Source organism: Frankia sp. Cppng1_Ct_nod (genome assembly GCF_920656135.1).
Lineage (GTDB): Bacteria > Actinomycetota > Actinomycetes > Frankiales > Frankiaceae > Protofrankia > Protofrankia meridionalis.
Genome location: NZ_CAKKTK010000028.1, coordinates 34,616 through 52,298, shown reverse-complemented (window position 1 = coordinate 52,298; position 17,683 = coordinate 34,616). Strand labels below are relative to the sequence as shown.

The following is a 17,683-nucleotide window of genomic DNA, read 5'->3' as shown; positions in this document are numbered from 1 at the left end:
TAGTACTACAGCAACACCTTCCGGCGTTTCGTCCGCGACACGCCTGCGACGAGTTCGAGCAACACCAAAGATCGACTGCGTCAGTACAGGTCACGAGCACGGCCAAAGTTTTAGATCATGAAAGTGTTACTGTATTATTAGGCCGTCGATAGCGGTTCCAGGGTATCGAGCGGGTTGCGTCCGTTCCACCGTCCTTCTACCGCATACGGTCGAAGCCGCACGAATACCGTCTCGTGGTGAAACACGCGTTCCTCGTGCTTCTTCATCGCTCGTACGTGTCCTCCCGGATAGGACCCGACCGCGTACTGGCGCATCTCTCGGGCGGTCCGCCACAGCGTGAACGTGCTTATCAGGTTGGGCGGGTGCATGAGCGAGGCCCCCTCGAGGAACGCGGGGTGATGAAGTGCCTCCCGCTCAGCCGGTGCCGCGGCTGCCGCGAACGCCCTGATTCGCGTGAGCCGCATCCGCGCCATCGTGAGCACTGCGACCGGCTGGTCCTCTGTGGGTCGCTCCCGCCTCGGCAGGTCGGGCAACCCGGGCCACGCGCCGACGGTGCGGACCGGCTCGAACCGAGCCCGCCATCCCTGCTCGTACGGCTTTGCGAGCGGGTGGGACAGGAACCGGTCGAGCGACTGGTCGTCGTCCCATGCGGCGATCAAGGCGACGCCGCGGATTTCCGGCGAGGGTAACAATCCCTTCCGGAGGGGACTCATCAACCAGGTTTCCGCATAGCGGAGACCGTCGATCGTGTCCGGGTCGGGCCGCGATCGCAGTGCCGCGACTGCCTTTTTGACACCGACGTCAGCAATATGCGCGGAGAGAAACACAACGCGACCCTATTTTGAGGTGTGTCGTGTTGTTAAGCTGCAGCTCGCCCGTTTGTCCGGTATAGCCGTCAGCTTCTCGCGCATGCTCGTCCATTCGTCACGCATGTTGCTCATCTCCCGTCATAGGACAGATCGACTGGTCGCTGGTTTCCCCGGCCCGGCCGTCAGGTGCCCGGGGCCGTCATCGGCGTCGCATGCGATGATTTCGGTCGCGACCCGCTGGCCGGAATAGATCGCCCCGCTCATCGAGCCGAACTCGACGGGCACGCTCTCCGCCCCGGCCCAATGGATGCGGCCGATCGGTTCCTTGAGCGCCGGCCCGTACTCTGTGTAGAGGCCAGGCGGTGCGTAAGCGTGGTAGCAGCCGCGAGTGTAGGGCTCCGCCATCCAGTTCTGCTCGATGATGTCGTACGGCTTACCGGCGCGCGGGCCGAAGTAGCGTACGAATTCGCGTAACAGCAGTTCGCGGCGCTTCCCCTCGCTCAGGCGACCGACAGCGTGGGCCGCCGGACCGGTCACGAAGGCAGTGAGAACCCCAGGCGAGCCGTCGGGCGGACTACCGTCCAGCACCGCCCGGACCGGGCTAGTGTGACTGATCGCCATACCGGTCAGTCCCGCGGCGCGCCAGAACGGCTCGTCATAGAGCGCGAGGTACTTGATTGCCGAACCGAATGTCAAACGCTGGGTGAGCTGGTCGCGGTACGCCGGCAGGACGGGGTCGTACTCGATCCGGCCGGACAGCGGCACTGGCACTGCGACGACCACCCGTCGGCCTACCGCCTCGAACCCGGAGCCGCTTACGCGGACGTGATCGCTGAAGTGGTTGATTCGTCGCACCGCCGCGCCCACGTAGGTCTCTGCCGTCACGCTCTGCGCGAGCCGCAATGCAAGGCCGTGCGAACCGCCGACGAAGCGGTTCTCCAGGGTGCCTCCGGTGACCGTCGTCATCGCCCGGAAGCCGCCAGTGCCGTTCGAGTAGTTCAAGACGTGCAGGACGGATACCTCGGCCGGCGAGGCGGCCATCCCGCTCTCGATCAGCAGCCGCATCAGCGACCGCCCAGCCTTGGTGCGGATGTTGCGCTGAGTCCAGGACCACATCGTTTCGCTGTCCCATTGCACGGCGTGGGGAGCCTGCCAGGGCGCTTCCTGTGGCACCTCACGCCTCATCCGCTCGATGCGGAGCGCCGCCTGCCCGAAGTCCACGAGCGCGGCCGGGCTGACCTTGGGTATCGCGCCCTTCCAGCGGGCAATCCGGCCGCCGTCGTCAATCAGTTTGTATCCGTCGTCGTAGACCTTGTGGGAGCCGATGCCGACCGATCGGGCGGTCCGGGCGCTCACCGAGTCGGACTGGCCGTGGAACTCGCAACCCAGCTCGACGACTTTGCCGTCGCCGATCGGCCGGCTGAGTGAGCGACCGCCGAGGCGCGAGCGGGCCTCGAGCATCGCCACGGATTTGCCGGCCCGCTTCAGTTCGCGCGCGGCGGTGATCCCGGCAAAACCCGCACCGACGACGATGACATCGGCCTCGATCGATGGGTTCTCGCTGATGTCGTGCAATGTCTCTCCTATCTTTCGGGTCACCGTCCGGCGCTCACGTCTAGGAATCGGAGGCAGCGCTTCCCCTTACGCCCCCTCGCGCAGCACGACCTCCGGGCGGACCGCTGCCGAGCGCCCGTTGTTGCGGTCTCGGATCATCTCGGTGAGGAGGTAGCGCCGCGCCTTGACGGTCGCGGTCCGCTGCAACTCGCCGGTCGTGACCTCCAACGGCTCTCCGAGGCCCGTGATACCGGCGGACGCGGCCCGCCAGGCGTCGGCGCCGAGCGACTTCCCGTTGCGCATGCAGACGACGGCGACCGGCTCACCGTGCTCGTCCGGCACGACCACGATCTCCTCCGCGTCGGGGATCCGGTCCAGGAGCACGTCCTCAATCCACAGACAGCTCTCGACGCCCTCGATGCGGTCCGCAACGCGGTCGAGCACCTCGACCTGGTGCCAGCGGCCCCGACGCCCCCAGTCCCCGGTGTCGAACCACTTGCCGTGCCGGCGCTCCGAGAACTTTTCGGGCGTGCCGACGAACGAGAGTGCCCGCGCCCGCGTCCTGGCCTGGATCATCCCTGGCTCGGTCTGGGAACGCCGACGGCGACCCGTCTGCGGATCCGCGATCCGGACGCGTACTCCGGGAACCGGCCATCCGACGCTGCGCGAGTCGCGGCTGCCCAGCCGTTCTGCCGCGCGCTTCGTGTAGGTGCGGACCGACACCACCTGTGTCTCGGTCATTCCGTAGCACTGGATCCACACCGGGAACGCACGCCTCGACGCGGCCAGGAGTCGGCGAATAGTACGCGGGTGGATGGCATCGAAGGTGTTGAAGAAGACGCGAACGCTCGAGAACGGCTGTGAGCGGTCGTCAACCAGCTGTTCCCAGCCAACGAAGGCGTTCGGGTGTGCCTCCACGATCGTAGGGCGGTACCGGCTGAACGTGCGCACGATGGTGTCGTCGTCGGGCTTGCCGATGCCGAGCAGCGGGGTGCCGCGGGAGAACGAAGCCATCTGGGTCACAGCTCCTCGCACGTGCACGTGCGAGATGGCGCTCGCGAACAACTCGTCAGCGGAATGGACGAACGGGAAAATGGACTCCATAAAGGCTGAAAACGTCACGCCTGTCGCGGAGGCTTCGGCGAGCTTCGACACCCCGGTCGTGCTCGAGGTATGGGTGATCATCATCGGCTCGTCATCCTTGAGCGGGCTCGGCGCGGGCACCGGACCGCCCCACAGGTCTTCCACCGGTATCCCGCCATCAATGCGGGCGATGGCCGTGCAGGACAGGGCACGGAGGCGGGCCGCGTCCAGACGGGCATGCTGGGCGACTTCAGGGTCGGTAATGAGGAACCGGGCCTGGAGACGCTCAAGTAAGATGTTGATGATGTCCACGTCCAGGCGTGCCGAGATGAGCGCCGGGATAGCGCCGATGCGGGCCGCCGCCCAGGCGAGGGACTGGACGTCATAGTTCGGCGTTTTGACGATCGCCACGCGGTCCCACCGCTTGACACCGGCTTCCTTGAGCGCCGCCGACATCCGACCCACCAGCGTCGCGCACTCGACATAGTCGAGTTCGACCCGCTGCTCGGGATCCCAGGTGAACGGTTGATCCAGATAGATCGGGACGCGGCCGTGCCGTTCCGCGGCGAGTTCAGCCATCAATCCGACGTTGACCGGCTTGCGCAGCGACACGCGCCGCGGCTGGAACTGGCCGCGGAGCAACTTCGTCGGGTCGGTACGCCTTTCGGTGAGAGGGACCATGGACCTCGCCGTCGGGTCGATTGTGGTCGAACGCATGTGACTCACCTCTTCCATCGGGTTACTGTGCGGACATCCGCGCGATCGGTTGTTGCGTATGTGCGGCGCTCGGCCGCGATGAGCCGCTCGTATTCATTGGGGTCCACCAGCAGGTGGCCCGAGGAACTGTGGAATCGCTTGTCCTGGCGGCGCCGGGCGCGCCTGATCTGTGACCACATCTGCGCGCGCGACGGCAGTCCGACCGCATCTGTGAGCAGGTCACCGACCCATTCCGACTGGAACTCGGCCAGCGGCATGAGTGACATCATCGAGTGGATCAGCCCGATGAAGTAGAGTCCCGGGATCTCCGGCGGCACGACCAGGTGATAAAGTGGCGGCGCGTCTTCTCCGCCACTGACAAGAGCGTCATCGAGGAACGGGAAGGCGATCCGGTAGCCGGTGCAGTGGATGATCGCGTCCGCCTCGACCGCCTGTCCGTCGGCGAAGCGCACCATACGTCCTTCGACGGCCGTGATCGTCGGCTTGGGAGCGATGCGCCCGTGCACGATGGCCGGCAGGAATTCGCTGTTGGAGATCAGCGGACCCTGCCCGGGCTTGTACGGCGGTGCCGGGAGGCCATAAGCCGTCATGTCGCCGTGCACGATCTTGATCATCAGTGTCAGCAGTGGGCGTCGCTGCTCGACCGACAGCTTCTTCATGAACGGGGAGAGCTTGTCGATCGGGTGCCCTTCGAGAATCTTGGGCACGACGTAGTGGCCGGTGCGCACCGAGAGGTGGGTGGCTGCGGCGACCCGCGACACCTCGGTGGCAATGTCTGCTGACGTTGCGCCGAGTCCGAGAATCACGACGCGCTGGCCCGCAAAATCCGCTGGGCCGTCGTAGTCGACGGCATGGATTTCCCGGCCGGTGAAGGTTCCGTCGAACTGCCCGTAGACGGGCACGCCGTGGCGTCCTCCCGATGCCACCATTGCTGCGCGATACCGGTGAACCGTCCCGTCGCCGAGTGTTACCGCCCAGCCGCCGCCGGTCGCGGGCTCGACGCGGGTCACCTCCGTCTCCAACCGGATGTGTTTACGCAGGCCGAAGTGGTCGACGTAATCATCGAAATACCGCGCCACCTGTGTGTGGTGCGGATAGTCCGGATAGCCGTCGGGCATCGGATAGCTTGGGTACTGCATGACCGTCTTCGACGTGTTCGCGAACAGCGACATATACGCGCAAGTGCTGCCGCCTTGTGCGGGATAGCGCCACAGGCCACCGATCTCCGAGCGGCGCTCGTAGCAGTCGAATGGAATATCCCTCAGCGCGAGCGCGCGGCACATCGCGATGCCCGCGGATCCGGCGCCGATGACGCACACCGTGTCTTCGCGGTCCGTCGTCGGCGTAGCGGCCCGGTCGCTTTCCACGTTCGGGGAGACCGTCGTCATCGGGAACGCGCCCCCCTCGCTCGCCGATCCATCATCAGTCCGGCCACGCCGAGCAGCGTCGCGACGATTGAGGCGCCCATGTCGGCCACCACGGCCGAACGCTCCTTTCCCGCGCGGAATCCGAGTAGCCCGGCCGCGATGTCGAGGGCATCGCAGGCGATGCCGGCCTTGTATAAAAGCTGCCGTGCCTCGCCTCTGCTCGCGAGCAGCCCGCCGGCCAAGGCCACGTTGCGCGCGGCGAAGAGGCGGACGAGGTACGTCCCTTCAGCGTCGTCGTTGATGCCGAACTTTTTTGCCCCGAGCGCGGGCGCCAGGAATGCGGCGCCGCCGACGGCACGCAGGGTGCAGAGCAGCAGACTCGGCGTGTCGCTTCTGTTCATGGCTATGCGACCTCTTCTCGCGCCGCCCTCAGTGACATCACGTCGCGATGCTGAGGGCGAGGAATATTTCCGGTAAAGCCGGTCAAACGCACCATAACCCCGGCCTCCCGCAACATTTCGATGTCCGCCGCGGGCTCCGCGTACTGCTCGGGGAACGAGATGCCGGCCGGAAGCCCTGGCCCGAGCACCCGCTCGGCGGCGCAGGCGGCTCCGATGGCGCTCAGGTGTGCCTGCCCTCGGGTGTCGAGCAGATCGACCGACACCGAGCGGGTCGGGCCCTCGGCGGTGACCGTAATGCCGGCGAAATCGCCGGTTCCCGGGCGCTCAAGCAGGGCCGCGCGGATGCGCCGCAGTGCCGGCCGCGCAAGTGCGCGCAGGGCGCCGGAGCGCTTCAGCCCGACGAGTCCGTAGAGCGCGACCGCGCTCTGTAGGGCCATGCGCGTCTCGACCGTCGGTACGCCGAGCGTAAGCGGCAACGTGGTCTGCTCGAGCGTCCCAACGAGTGCCGCCGGACGCTCGCGGCCGTCCGCGCAGCGCACGTGGCGCAGGCCCGTCAGCGGGTGAGCGGGGTGCCGCTTGCCGAGGTGCATCGCGTAGTAAGGCCAGGCGAGCCGGTCGCTGAAACCCCAGGAGTCAGGACCGACACGGTCATCGGACGAGGCCAGGGCCGAGATGTCCACCCGCTCGGCCTGACCGAGCTCGCGGACCGCCGCGGCGGCCATGAGGGCGGACAACCCCGCCAGCCAGCTTCCCGACAGGAGTACCGCCGCGGACGGGCGTTCACGGGCCGCGGCGACGGCCACGTCGAGGATATTCGCGTGGCCGGCCCGATTGATGTCCGCGATCGGAATCCCGCGCCGCATCGCGTCGACGAGCAGGTGATCACCTGGATCGCTGACCGCCGCGAGCACCGCCGCTGGGTGTTCCGCGAGGGACGCGAGCGGCTGCTTCACCTTGACGTCGATGGCGACGGTTGAGGCCCCGATCGAGGCCGCCAGCCCACGGGCACGCTCAGGATGGCGACCGCCGAGCAGAAGTGGAAGATCCGGATGGCGTCGACGAAGCAGCCGCGACACCTGTTCGCCCACGAGGCCGTATCCGCCGACGACGAGAAGGGGCGGCGCGGACGCGGGGCAACTCGCTTTGCTACCCATGGGCCGCCGCGCCCACGATCGTGGCGCCTGGACCGAGCGCGTTCGCCTCACGTGCGAGCAACTCCTGGGCCACGCGGCGCCCGGAGTCGATGGCGCCGCCCATGGAGCCCATCTGATGGACACCCGTCTCCGTGCCCGCCCAGTGGATGCGCCCGATCGGCGCACGAAGCGCCGGCCCGCAGGCCGTGTACACCCCGGGAGGCGCGAACCCGTGGTAGCAGCCGCGAGTGAACTCCTCGTCCAGCCAGTTCTGCTCGACGAAGTCGGTCGGCTTGCCGGCACGTGGTCCGAGCCCCCGGACCAGCCCGTCGAGCACTGCGACGCGACGTTCCGCGCGTGGGAGGCAGGTCAGCGTCCACGCCGCCGATCCGGTGACGAAGACGGACAAAACACCGGGGCTGCCGTCGGGCGGGGAGGTGTCGAACGCCACGCGGAACGGCCCGTCGTTGATTGTCACCTGGCCGCTGAGCCCCGCGTCGCGCCAGAACGGCTCGTCGTAGATCGCGATGCACTTGATCGCGGCACCCGCCGGCATGCGTTGCGTTAGCTGGTCGCGGTAGCCGGGCAACGCCTCCTCGTAGGTGATCCGCCCGGCCAGGGTCAGCGGTATGGCGACGACGACCCAGCGCGCCTGCGCCTTGAAGCCGGGTCCCGTGACGACGACCGAGTCCGGCCGCTGCTCGATCTTCCGGACGACGGCGCCGAGGCGCACCTCGTCCCTTAGCCGGGCCGCCAACTTCGTGGGAATGCTGTGCGCGCCCCCGTCGAAGCGGTAGCGCTGGATGCCGCCGCTGATCTCTAGGAGGTAGCGGAAGCCACCCGACGCGTTCGCGTAGTACAGGACGTGCAGGAGTGACAAGTCAGCCGGGGACGCACAGTACGCGGCCTCGGTCGCCATGGTGAGAAACGCGCGCGCCGTCGATGTGGCCACGTTGCGCCGGCACCACGACCAGAACGTCTGGCTGTCCAGCTCTTCGGCGTTCCGGGCTTTCCACGGCCCGTCGGGTGGAACCGTGCGTGCGAGCCGCTCAATCTTCAGCACCGCCTGTCCGAGGTCGGCCAGCGTTGCCGGCCCCATCCGCCACGGGAACAGACCCGTGTACTCGAATCGACGTCCGTTGATAAGTGAGACCCGCTTGCCTTTGTCATAGGTTCGGAACCCGTTGACCCCCACTGATCGCGCCACTTCCGCGATCGCGGTGCTCTTGTCGCCGAAGTATTCCCCGCCAAGATCCACGGCCTTGCCGTCGCCTAGCGAGTAGCCCTTGAGTCGTCCGCCCACGCGTTCACGAGCTTCGAGCAGCCGTACGGTCCACCCGGCCTCTTTCAGCTCCCGCGTCGCAGTCAGCCCGGCGAGCCCGGCGCCGATCACGATCGTGTCGGCCTCGAACCGGGCCTCATCTGTCACGTGCCGCACGTCCAGACGTCCGTTGTCCCTCGACCCGTCCACGTCACCGGCTTCCATCGGTGGCCAAGGTCGGCGCGGGGGTCGTGCCTTCGACGGTCCGCGGCCGGTTGGCCGGCGCCGCGGTGATGTCCGAGGCGGCGAGGTCCGGATGGCGGTTGATCCACCGGCGGCGGGGCTCACGGGCCAGGAGCGTCACGGCCTCCTTGACCAGCGGGGCACGCTTGCAGCGCCCGGACAGGAGTAGGCGCCCGGTTGCGACCCCAACGTCACGCAGCGGAAAGACGTCGTAGTAGCGCGAACGGTGGCTGAAGAGGTCGAAGAAACGGTCGAGTTCCCCGCGCTCCTCCAAGCGCCGGAGGGCTTCCGGGACCATCGTCGGGAAGGAGCCGGCCCCGCCGAGGTCGGTCGCGAGCCAGTAATGGCCCTCGAACCGCTTGTCTCTCCACTCGCCCCACCGGCGCAGCGACGGGTCCAGGCCGCCGGACCCGTCGAGGCCCGAGCTGATCACGCGTGCGAGTGCCTCCACCTGGATGAAGGCGTCGCCTATCCCTCTGCCGAGAGCGGGATCCTTGAAGTGCCCCGAGTCGCCGGCGAGAACCCAGCCGGGACCCGAAGCCTGCCGGAAGTATCCGTCAAATCTCCTGATGCCGGAGATCTTCGCCGCGAGGCACGCGTCAGCGAGCACTTCCGCCGTGGAGTCGCAGCTTCGCATGTGGGCCATGAGGCCCAGTTCGGTATTGCTCCGGAAATAGTCGCGTTCATGCGCCTCAGGAGAGACTCCGACGAGGTAGAGCCCGCTGTCCGCCGGCCCGGCCCACACCATCCGGTCACCCCACCGATGGAACACGAACCGGTCGGAAGACGACGGGTGGGCGCCCTCGAAGAGGGTGAAGTAGTACGAACGCTCGTTGGGGCGGACGTTGTACTTACGCGAACCGCACATGTAGGCGACGGTTGACGCCCGGCCGTCGGCACCGACGATCAGGGGCGCGTAAAGCCTGGTCTCTGAGGTCTCGTGCTGGACCCGTACACCGGACACGCGCTGGCGATGCCAGAGCACCTCAACGACCTTCGTACCCATCCGGACGTCGGCACCCGCCTCGGCCGCGGCATCGGCGAGGATCGAGTCGAGAAGGTGACGACGGAGGAACGCGGCCCCGCCGACATCGTCGAATCGAAGCGGGAAGCGCGACGCGATCCGGAGGTCGTTGAGCCTCATGTCGACCTGCGTCATGAAGCGCACGCCGGTCTCTCGCACCGACTCGAGCACACCGAGCCGCTTCAGGAACAAGAGCGCGTCCGCCTCCATGAGATGCGAAGAGAGTGTCTCCTTCGGAAACTTCGCCTGCTCGACCACGGCGACTCTCATGCCCTCGCGTGCGAGCAATGTGGCGAGCGACGATCCGGCACAGCGAGCGCCCACGATGATCACGTCGTAGTGCCCGCTGGCCGTGTGCTTTTCCCCCGACGGGATCGCGGCCTGACCGTTAGTCGACATGGCCCTACCCCTGCACCGTCTTGGCGACCGGCACGACCCGCGGATCCAGCGGCCGCGGGTCTCCGTCACCCCACGAAATCCCCTGCATGTGCGTGGTCCGGAGTCCGACGTAGTTGAGCTCTCCGTAAGGACCCCCCGTTCGGCCAGTGCCCCCGTGGGTAGACAGATACGAGATGAACCCGATGTGGGAGTCGTTGATCTTCAGCAGACCACCGTTCATCACGTCCTCGGTGAACCGGTGAGCGATCCGCTCGTCGCCGGTCCAGACCGAGTTGCGGAGCCCGTACTCGTTCCCGTTGAGGAACTCGATCACGTCCTCCAGCAACTTGCCGTCGGAGGCTGGCTCGGGGACGACGATCGGGAGCAGCGGGAAGAACGTCTCCTCGCGGACGCAGGAAAGGCCGTTTGCCCGTTCGAGGCCGCGGATGCGGACCACTGTGGGTTCCAGGAACAGGCCCGTGGTCGACGGCACCCCGTCGACGTCCACCCGCTCGCCCCCGCAGAGAACGTCGCCCCCATTTCCGCGCGCTTCGGCCAGGAAGTCGAAGTAGCGATCGACCTTCAACACCGGGCTCAGTAGGATCTCCGGGTCCTCCGGGTAACCCGGGCGGAGCCTCTTCACACGTGCGAGGAAGAGCTCGAGGAAGCTATCGGCGACGTCTGGATGGACGACCGCGCACTTCGGAACCATGCAGATCTGGCTGGACCCGTAGAAGCATTCCTCGAGGGCGCGTGCCGCGGCGTCGAGATCCGCGTCGCGCCAGACGACGAAGCCGTCATTGCCGGCCAGCTCGAGAATCGCCTTCTTGCCGTTCTTGACGCACTCCTCCCCGAGCTTGAGACCCGCCGCGCTGTCGCCGAAGAACAAGATGTCGTCGACTAGTGGGCTGCGCGTCCAGGTTTGAAGGATGTTTCTCGCGTTGCCACTGATCAGGTTCAGTGTGCCCGGCGGCGCACCGCGCCGCTCGAGGATGGGCGCGAGGATGTCTCGGTAGACGAACATCACGCTCAGCGGTGACGACCGAGGTGCCTTCACGACGAGCGCGTTGCCGGCCAGGATCGCCAGCACTCCCAGCCCGGAGTTTGATCCAGACGCGTTCTGGGGCGGGTTGACGCAGACCACGCCGTCGGGCTTCCTAACCAGCTCGAGCCGGCGGCCGTCCGATTCGAACGACTGGTGAAGTTGACTTTCATACCACCTGATGGTTGGTTCGTCGCAGCCGCGCAACATGCCGCTCACCTCCCACTGGGCGAGCCGGCGGGGATGGCCCTCGGCCATCAGGATCTCGATCAGCTCGTCTGATCGCTCAGCCAGCGTCTCGTTGAACTCGATGACGATCTCGCTGCGGACTTTCTGGGGGAGAAGCCGGAAAGTGCGGCTTGCTCGCCGCGCCGCTTGAAGGGCGCGATCGTTGTCTTCGGGGCTCGCTATCGCGCAGCGACCGACGACGTCCTCGTTCGGCTCGACGGGCTGCCCGAGCTCGAGCGCCCGCTTGTGCTGGAACGCGACTTTAGCATCGTGGAGGAGAGCCGAGGCGCGTACGACGTATGTCCATCGACTACCGTCGATATCCTTGCCGTCTATGTAGAGCGAGTATGACTTCATACCTGCAGCGCTTCCATGCTGGGAGCGGCGAAGTCTTCCTCCTCGACGTCGCGGAGCAGGCCCGCGTTGTAGCGGCTGTAGGCCTCGAGATCGAGCAGTCCGTGTCCGCTGTAGTTGAAGACGATCGTCGCCTCGCGTCCGGTCCGCGTACATTCATTGGCCACGTCGATGACCGCCCGGATGGCGTGCGCGCTCTCGGGAGCCGGCAGGTAGCCGTGGAGTCGCGCGAACGTGGTCCCGGCGTCGAAGACCTCTGTTTGGGGGTAGGCCACGGCATCGAGCAGGCCCTCGTGCCGGATCAAACCCACGAGCGGGGCACAACCGTGGTAGCGCAGCCCGCCGGCGTGGATGGGCGGAGGCACGAAGTCGTGGCCGAGCGTGTAGGTGTACACCCCCGGTCCCCGGCCGCCGGCGTCGGCGAAGTCGAGGCGGTATTCGCCATGCGTCAACGGGGCGCATGCCTCCGGCTCGGCTGCCAGGATGGTGATGTCCGCTCCGTTGAGCTTGTCCTCCAGGAACGGCAGCGCGAAGCCGCCGAGGTTGGAGCCACATCCGACGGAAGCGATCAGGAAGTCGGGAGTCCGGCCGATCTGGGCGAGCTGTTCGCGTAGCTCCTGCCCGATCACCGTGTGATGGAGAAGGCAGTGGTTGGAGAAGGCGCCAACCGAGAGCCGAGCGCCTTCGTCATCATACACACACTCGATGGCCTCGCTGACGGCAGTCGCCTCGCTGCCCGGGTGGTCAGGGCGCTCCGCGAGAATCTTCCGACCGAAATCCGTCGTATTGCTCGGGCTCGGACGGACCTCGGCGCCGTAAGTCTCCATCAGGTATCGGCGGTATGGCTTCTGGTGGTAGCTCGCACGCACCATGAATACGAGAAGATCGAGGCCCATGAGTTTGCAGGCGAGGGAAAGCGCGCTTCCCCACTGCCCCGCACCGGTATCCGTTACCAGGCGCGTATGGCCGTCCCGTTTCGCGTAGTAGGCTTGCGCGAGCGCCGAGTTGAGCTTGTGGCTCCCGGTCGGGGAGGTCGCCTCATACTTGAACCAGATCTGCGCTGGCGTACCGAGTTCCCGTTCGAACGCCACAGCGCGGACCAAGGGAGTCGGGCGCCAGAGCTTATACGCCTCTCGCACCTGCTCGGGGATTGCGACCCAGCGTTCCATCGAGCTTTCCTGCGCGGCCAGTGCCTTGACCAGCAGCCGCTCCATGTACTCTTGCGTCACGGGCTCGCCGGTGGAGTTGTCGATGTAATTCTCAGGAAGGCGGGGTAAGTCCGGAATGACGTTGTACCAGCGGCTCGGAATCCGATCGATAGGAAGATCGATGCGGTCGACAAACCCTGAGTTCTTCATTTTTCCTTTCCCTTACAGAGCGTGGCTACCGAAAGATGCGGTGGCACTCGAATAAACCGCGGACGAATTTCGACCTAGCAGCTTGATTCGCTCCGCGCGGCCAGCACGTTTTCGTGGCGCCCTGCCGCGATCCTGCCCATCTCCCTAAGGCCCGACCCGGAGGTTTGGCGGAATCAAGCGGTCAAGGCGACGCGTGCTTTGCTAGCAAATCTTTGAAGACTTCGACCGGCTTCCACCAGTCCAACATCTGCCACAGCCTCCCATTCAACTGTGCGGCCACACTATCAAGCTCTTCCTGGGAATGCAACGACAGGTCGGTGCCCTTCGGGAAATACTGCCGCAGCAGCCCGTTGGTGTCCTCGTTCGATCCACGCTGCCAAGGTGAATGGGGGTCACAGAAGTACACCGGCATGCCGGTGCGGACGGTGAACTTCGCATGCCGGGCCATCTCCTTGCCCTGATCCCAGATGACGGACTTCTTCTTGAAGTCGGGCAGGGTTTCCATCTTCTGGGCCAGCAGGTAGGCGACCTTCTCGGCGTTCCGGGCGTAGGGAATGCGAACGAGCATGACGAAGCGGGTGGTACGCTCGACCAGCGTGGCGATCTGGGACTTGTTTCCCTTACCCAGAATGGGGTCACCCTCCCAGAAACCGGGAACAACACGGTCATCGGCCTCTTTCGGCCGCTCGTCGATGTTGACCATGTCCACGATCCGGCCCCTGGCCACGGTCGTCCGCGACCGGTTCACCCGCCTCGTCCGGCCCTTGCGCAGCGCGAGCTTCAGCTCGGTCCGCAACTCGCCGCGGGCCTAGAGGTACAGGCACTCGTAGATCGTCTCGTGTGACACCCGCATGCCCTCGTCGTCAGGATGTTCTTTCCGCAGTCTCACGCTGATCCGCTTCGGTGACCACTGTTCTCGCAGGCCGTCGTTCACCGCGTCGTGCAGCCGTGCAGACGCAAGCAGTTTTCTCTCTTTCGGTCGAAGCCGGTTTGTGTCACAACGATGCTGCGCCCCGACCGCCCGGTAGTCCACCGCACCGCCGTTCCGGCAGATCTCCCTGGAAATCGTCGAATGGTGCCGACCGAGAAGCTTCCCAACCTGTCTCACCGACTGGCCCCGGCTTAGCTCGCGAGAGATTAATTCCCGTTCTTCGATACTCAACTGCTCTCGCCGACCCATCCACCGTTCAGTCTCTCGACACTAACACGATCATCCTATCGAGGTGTCGCTACGACCGTTTGACCCCGCCGCCTCGACGGCGACCCGTTGCCCGATCGCACGAAGCCTCGGTGGCGCCCACCAATTCCAGCGGCCGAGCAGTTTCATCAGAGCGGGCACGAGCAAGGGCCTGACCACCAAGGCGTCGATGGCGATCGCGAACGCCGCACCGAGGCCAAGCTCCTTGATGTACTCGATCTTTGAGATCACGAGCGTTCCCAAGGCCACGGACATCAGCAGAGCCGCGGCCGAGACGATGCGTCCGGTGCGTTCAAGTCCATGAGCCACAGCCTCGGTATTGGACATGCCGGTGTCCCTCGCCTCCTTGATACGGCTAAGCAAGAAAACGCCGTAGTCGGTGGTCAGCGCAAAGGCGACAACGAACAGCAGCACCATCGTCTCCGGCTCAAGCACCCCAGAGCTGGTGAAGTCGAGCACGCCCTGGAAGTGCCCGTCCTGAAAGACCAGAACCAGCACCCCGAACATTGCGCTCAGCGTGAGTAGATTCATCACCAGCGCCTTGATAGGCAGCACCACCGAGCCGGTCATGAACAGCAGCGCCACCAACGACGTGACGACGAGCAGGGTCAGCGCCGCCGGTAGCTTGTGGCCGATCGAGGTCTGCTGGTCGACGTAGCGGGCCGGCTCGCCGCTCACCTTCAGCTGCAGGGGCGGGACCGATATCGAACGCAGGCTCCGAACAGCAGTCTGGGCGCTGCTCGACACGGCGTCCCCGCGACTGGTCACGTTGAGCTGCCAGAGCCCCGGGCCGACCTGCTGGGGCGGTTGCACCGCCACGACGCCAGGGAGCCCGCGGACCGATCCAGCGAGTGAGAGAACTTGCGCTGAAGCGTCTGGAGGCGCATGCACGGCGACGACGATCGGAGCGGAGGCATTGGCTCCGAAAGCTGTGTTGATCTGCTCGGAGACCTGGCGAGCACTGGCACCAGCGGGCAGGACCGTCGCGTCGGGTCGTCCGAACTTCGCCCCGAGCGCAGGAAGACCGATCGCGATCAGAAGCAGTGCCGTGGCCACGGCAACCGCCGCCGCCCGACGCATCACGAATGAGGCCAGGCGGTACCACGGACCGCTCTCGTCCGGCTGTGCGCTGCGGCGTGCGGCGCGCTGCAGTTGCGCCGGCGCGAAGGAGTTGACCCGCTCGCCGAGCTTGGCAAGCAACGCCGGCAAGACGATGAGCGAGGCGATGCCCGAGATTGCCGCCACGGCAAGCCCCCCGACGCCCATCGAGCGGATGCTCTGTTGGGGGAAGACCAGCAGGGCGAGGAACGCCAGCGTCACGGTCAGGGAGGAGAATGCGACCGTCCGGCCAGCGCTGGCCAACGTGCGAGCCAGGACCGAGTCGGGCGGCCCCCCGGCCGCTAACTCCTCCCGGTAACGGTTGACGATGAACAGCGAGTAGTCGATCGCCAGTCCCAGTCCGAGCGCGGTAACGAGGTTGACCGCAAATACGGACAGGCTCGTGAACTCCACGACCGTGCGCAGCACCGCGAAGGTGCCCACGACCGAGACCGCGGCGATGACCAGGGGCATTGCGGCCGCAACCATTCCGCGAAAGAAGATGAAGCTGAGAATGAACAGCACGGGGAAGGCGACCAGCTCCGACAGCGTCGCATCGTGCTTGACCTGGTCATTTAGCTGCGAGTACACCAGCAACGGACCACCGGCCTCGACGCCCTGAATGGCGGCCAGCGACTTCTTGATCTGCTTAGCGTCAGTCTGGGCGGTGGTATCGTCGATTGGTCTGAAAAAGGCGGCCACATAGGTCACATGGCCATCGGCGGAGACAGGGGTGCGCAGCGAGTTAGGCGTCCCGAAAGGGGCGGCTAACCGGGCTACCGCACTCTGCGAGGCGATGACATCGACGACACGCTTGACCTGCGCGTTTCCGTCCGAACTGGCGATCCCCCGCGGGTTGCGCACCAGCGCCACGAAGTCAGGCTCCGGGCTCGCTCCGCCGACCCGCTGCAGTTCCTTTTGCGCGACCACACTTTCGGCGTGGGGGGCGTCGAAGGAGTCACGTGCGATGCTCATCTTGCTCTGCACGTTACCGCCCCATGCTCCAGCCAGGATCACGAAGCCCAGGGAGATGGCACCGACCAGATTCCGGCGGCGGTGAAGAAAGTACCCGAGGTTTGCCAGCACGTTTTTAGCTCCCGGGGGTCAGGTTCAACGGTAGCTTATCAGGCAACCCAGGCTCCATCAATCCACGACGATCTGCCGTGCCAGGACCGGCTAACCGCGCATGCGTCGCCAATTTTGTCCCCCAGCTAGATCGTGTCTGGTTAGGCTCTGTGGGTACCCTGTATCCAAGATCTAAGTCAATTGATTCGTATGCGGAGCTTCACCGTCAGTATGCCCCACCGTCGGAGATTCCGCTAATCTTGCAGGTCCGGGCGCCTTTTTGCTTAGCGTATTGCCGCGCTCTGAGGCCCGGCTGCGCCCAGTCGGCGCCGGGGTAAGTCCGACAGACCGCCCAGTCACCGTTGGGCACTACGGCTGCGAGCTCCCGCGGCGGCCTGGTCGACGGGCGCCGCCCGACATCGCACCGTAGAGGTGGTGGTGGGCTGGGGCGAGGTCCGGGGCTCTTCGCAGTAGGCCGGATGTCGTAGTTACCCGGCTATGGGCTGCGGGGTGGCTGGGGTTGCGGATTGTAGCCACCGGGGTCGACCGACCGCGCGTCAAAGCTCACTGTGGCTGTAGTACTAGAACGTCGCCACTATCCCGTCCCACAAAGCCAGCCGTGCCTCAAGGGCTGTGCGCACGGTCTCAGCGGCCTCATCCCACTTCGCCTGATCGTTGCCGCACAGGTCTATCAGCATCTGCGTCGCCATAGGGGTGTGCTGCTCGCCGTCCACCTCGATGTGCCGCACAAGGTAGTTCTTGAAGAGGTCCAAGGTGCCGACGGCGCACTCGATCCTGATGACCTGCTCGAACATCTCCGGAATCAGGTCCTCCCGCCCGAACGCGAACGCCGCCGCTTGGCAGTGCACCGGAGCGGACTCGATGATCTGCCACGTCGTCGCCACGAAATCAGCAGCGGCCTGCGGCACTTCCGCCACCGTCAAGGCCTTCGGTACCAGGGTACCCGCCCGCAGCTGTTCCAGGAATACCTCCACCGGCTTGGTATCCGCGCCCGCCATCGTCATCGCGTCCAGATAGAGCTCGAAGTGGCTAATGTACCCCTCTGCCAACTCGTCGCTCTCCTCCACCAACACGATCTCGTTGATCAACCGACGGCTTGCCATCGGACCACCCGGAATCCACGGCACCTCGACACATGTCAGATTCCGTTGAAGCGTCTTGAGTAGTGACATGAAATCCCACACGGCGAAGGCGTGGTTTCCGAGAAACGAGCGCACCCGCTCCAGGCTGTTCAGCTCTGCGTAGACGCGATGGGCGACCACCCGGGCGCGTATGGGATCTATGGCTCGCTTCAGACTGATGAGGCCTGCGTGGGAACCGTCCCAGTTATATCGGTTGCTCATCGTCCG

Annotated in this window: 14 protein-coding genes; all 14 read right to left on the bottom strand. The window is 65.7% G+C overall.

Annotation, left to right across the window (positions count from 1 at the left end):
* Positions 1-137: 137 nt before the first annotated feature.
* On the bottom strand, positions 138-713 hold the full coding sequence (locus NBW77_RS10705) for a spheroidene monooxygenase (protein WP_131746724.1): 576 nt from the start codon (positions 711-713) through the stop codon (positions 138-140).
* A 234-nt stretch (positions 714-947) separates the two neighbouring features.
* On the bottom strand, positions 948-2,384 hold the full coding sequence (locus tag NBW77_RS10700; RefSeq protein WP_165486067.1) for a flavin monoamine oxidase family protein: 1,437 nt from the start codon (positions 2,382-2,384) through the stop codon (positions 948-950).
* A gap of 66 nt (positions 2,385-2,450) precedes the next feature.
* Positions 2,451-4,163 carry a class I adenylate-forming enzyme family protein gene (locus NBW77_RS10695; protein WP_165486066.1) on the bottom strand — a complete coding sequence of 571 codons (1,713 nt, stop codon included), beginning with the start codon at positions 4,161-4,163 and terminating at the stop codon, positions 2,451-2,453.
* A gap of 5 nt (positions 4,164-4,168) precedes the next feature.
* Positions 4,169-5,551, bottom strand: coding sequence for a flavin-containing monooxygenase (locus NBW77_RS10690; RefSeq protein WP_131746721.1), 1,383 nt, complete (start codon positions 5,549-5,551; stop codon positions 4,169-4,171).
* A complete protein-coding gene (locus NBW77_RS10685) occupies positions 5,548-5,931 on the bottom strand; it encodes a hypothetical protein (RefSeq protein ID WP_131746720.1) in 384 nt (127 codons plus the stop codon). Before NBW77_RS10685 ends, NBW77_RS10690 begins: the two co-directional genes overlap by 4 nt.
* 2 nt (positions 5,932-5,933) lie before the next feature.
* A complete protein-coding gene (locus NBW77_RS10680; protein ID WP_250279642.1) occupies positions 5,934-7,085 on the bottom strand; it encodes a saccharopine dehydrogenase family protein in 1,152 nt (383 codons plus the stop codon).
* A complete protein-coding gene (locus tag NBW77_RS10675) occupies positions 7,078-8,535 on the bottom strand; it encodes a flavin monoamine oxidase family protein (RefSeq protein WP_250279641.1) in 1,458 nt (485 codons plus the stop codon). The genes NBW77_RS10680 and NBW77_RS10675 overlap by 8 nt, the downstream gene beginning before the upstream one ends.
* Before the next feature lies 1 nt (position 8,536).
* The gene (locus tag NBW77_RS10670; protein ID WP_250279640.1) at positions 8,537-9,991 is read right to left on the bottom strand and encodes an NAD(P)/FAD-dependent oxidoreductase; all 1,455 of its coding nucleotides are present in this window, start codon (positions 9,989-9,991) and stop codon (positions 8,537-8,539) included.
* A 4-nt stretch (positions 9,992-9,995) separates the two neighbouring features.
* Positions 9,996-11,597, bottom strand: a complete 1,602-nt coding sequence (locus tag NBW77_RS10665) for an aldehyde dehydrogenase family protein (protein ID WP_131746717.1) — start codon at positions 11,595-11,597, stop codon at positions 9,996-9,998.
* Complete coding sequence (locus tag NBW77_RS10660; RefSeq protein ID WP_131746716.1) at positions 11,594-12,952, bottom strand: TrpB-like pyridoxal phosphate-dependent enzyme; 1,359 nt, start codon at positions 12,950-12,952, stop codon at positions 11,594-11,596. Before NBW77_RS10660 ends, NBW77_RS10665 begins: the two co-directional genes overlap by 4 nt.
* A 181-nt stretch (positions 12,953-13,133) precedes the next feature.
* Positions 13,134-13,679, bottom strand: a complete 546-nt coding sequence (locus NBW77_RS10655; RefSeq protein WP_242605818.1) for an IS30 family transposase — start codon at positions 13,677-13,679, stop codon at positions 13,134-13,136.
* Between the two features lie 81 nt (positions 13,680-13,760).
* Positions 13,761-14,132, bottom strand: coding sequence for a helix-turn-helix domain-containing protein (locus tag NBW77_RS22395; protein WP_349816993.1), 372 nt, complete (start codon positions 14,130-14,132; stop codon positions 13,761-13,763).
* Positions 14,133-14,162: 30 nt separating this feature from the next.
* On the bottom strand, positions 14,163-16,334 hold the full coding sequence (locus NBW77_RS10650; RefSeq protein WP_131746715.1) for an MMPL family transporter: 2,172 nt from the start codon (positions 16,332-16,334) through the stop codon (positions 14,163-14,165).
* 560 nt (positions 16,335-16,894) lie between these two features.
* Positions 16,895-17,677 (bottom strand): DUF3050 domain-containing protein, encoded by a 783-nt coding sequence (locus NBW77_RS10645; protein ID WP_131746714.1) that lies wholly within the window; start codon positions 17,675-17,677, stop codon positions 16,895-16,897.
* Positions 17,678-17,683 lie beyond the last annotated feature (6 nt).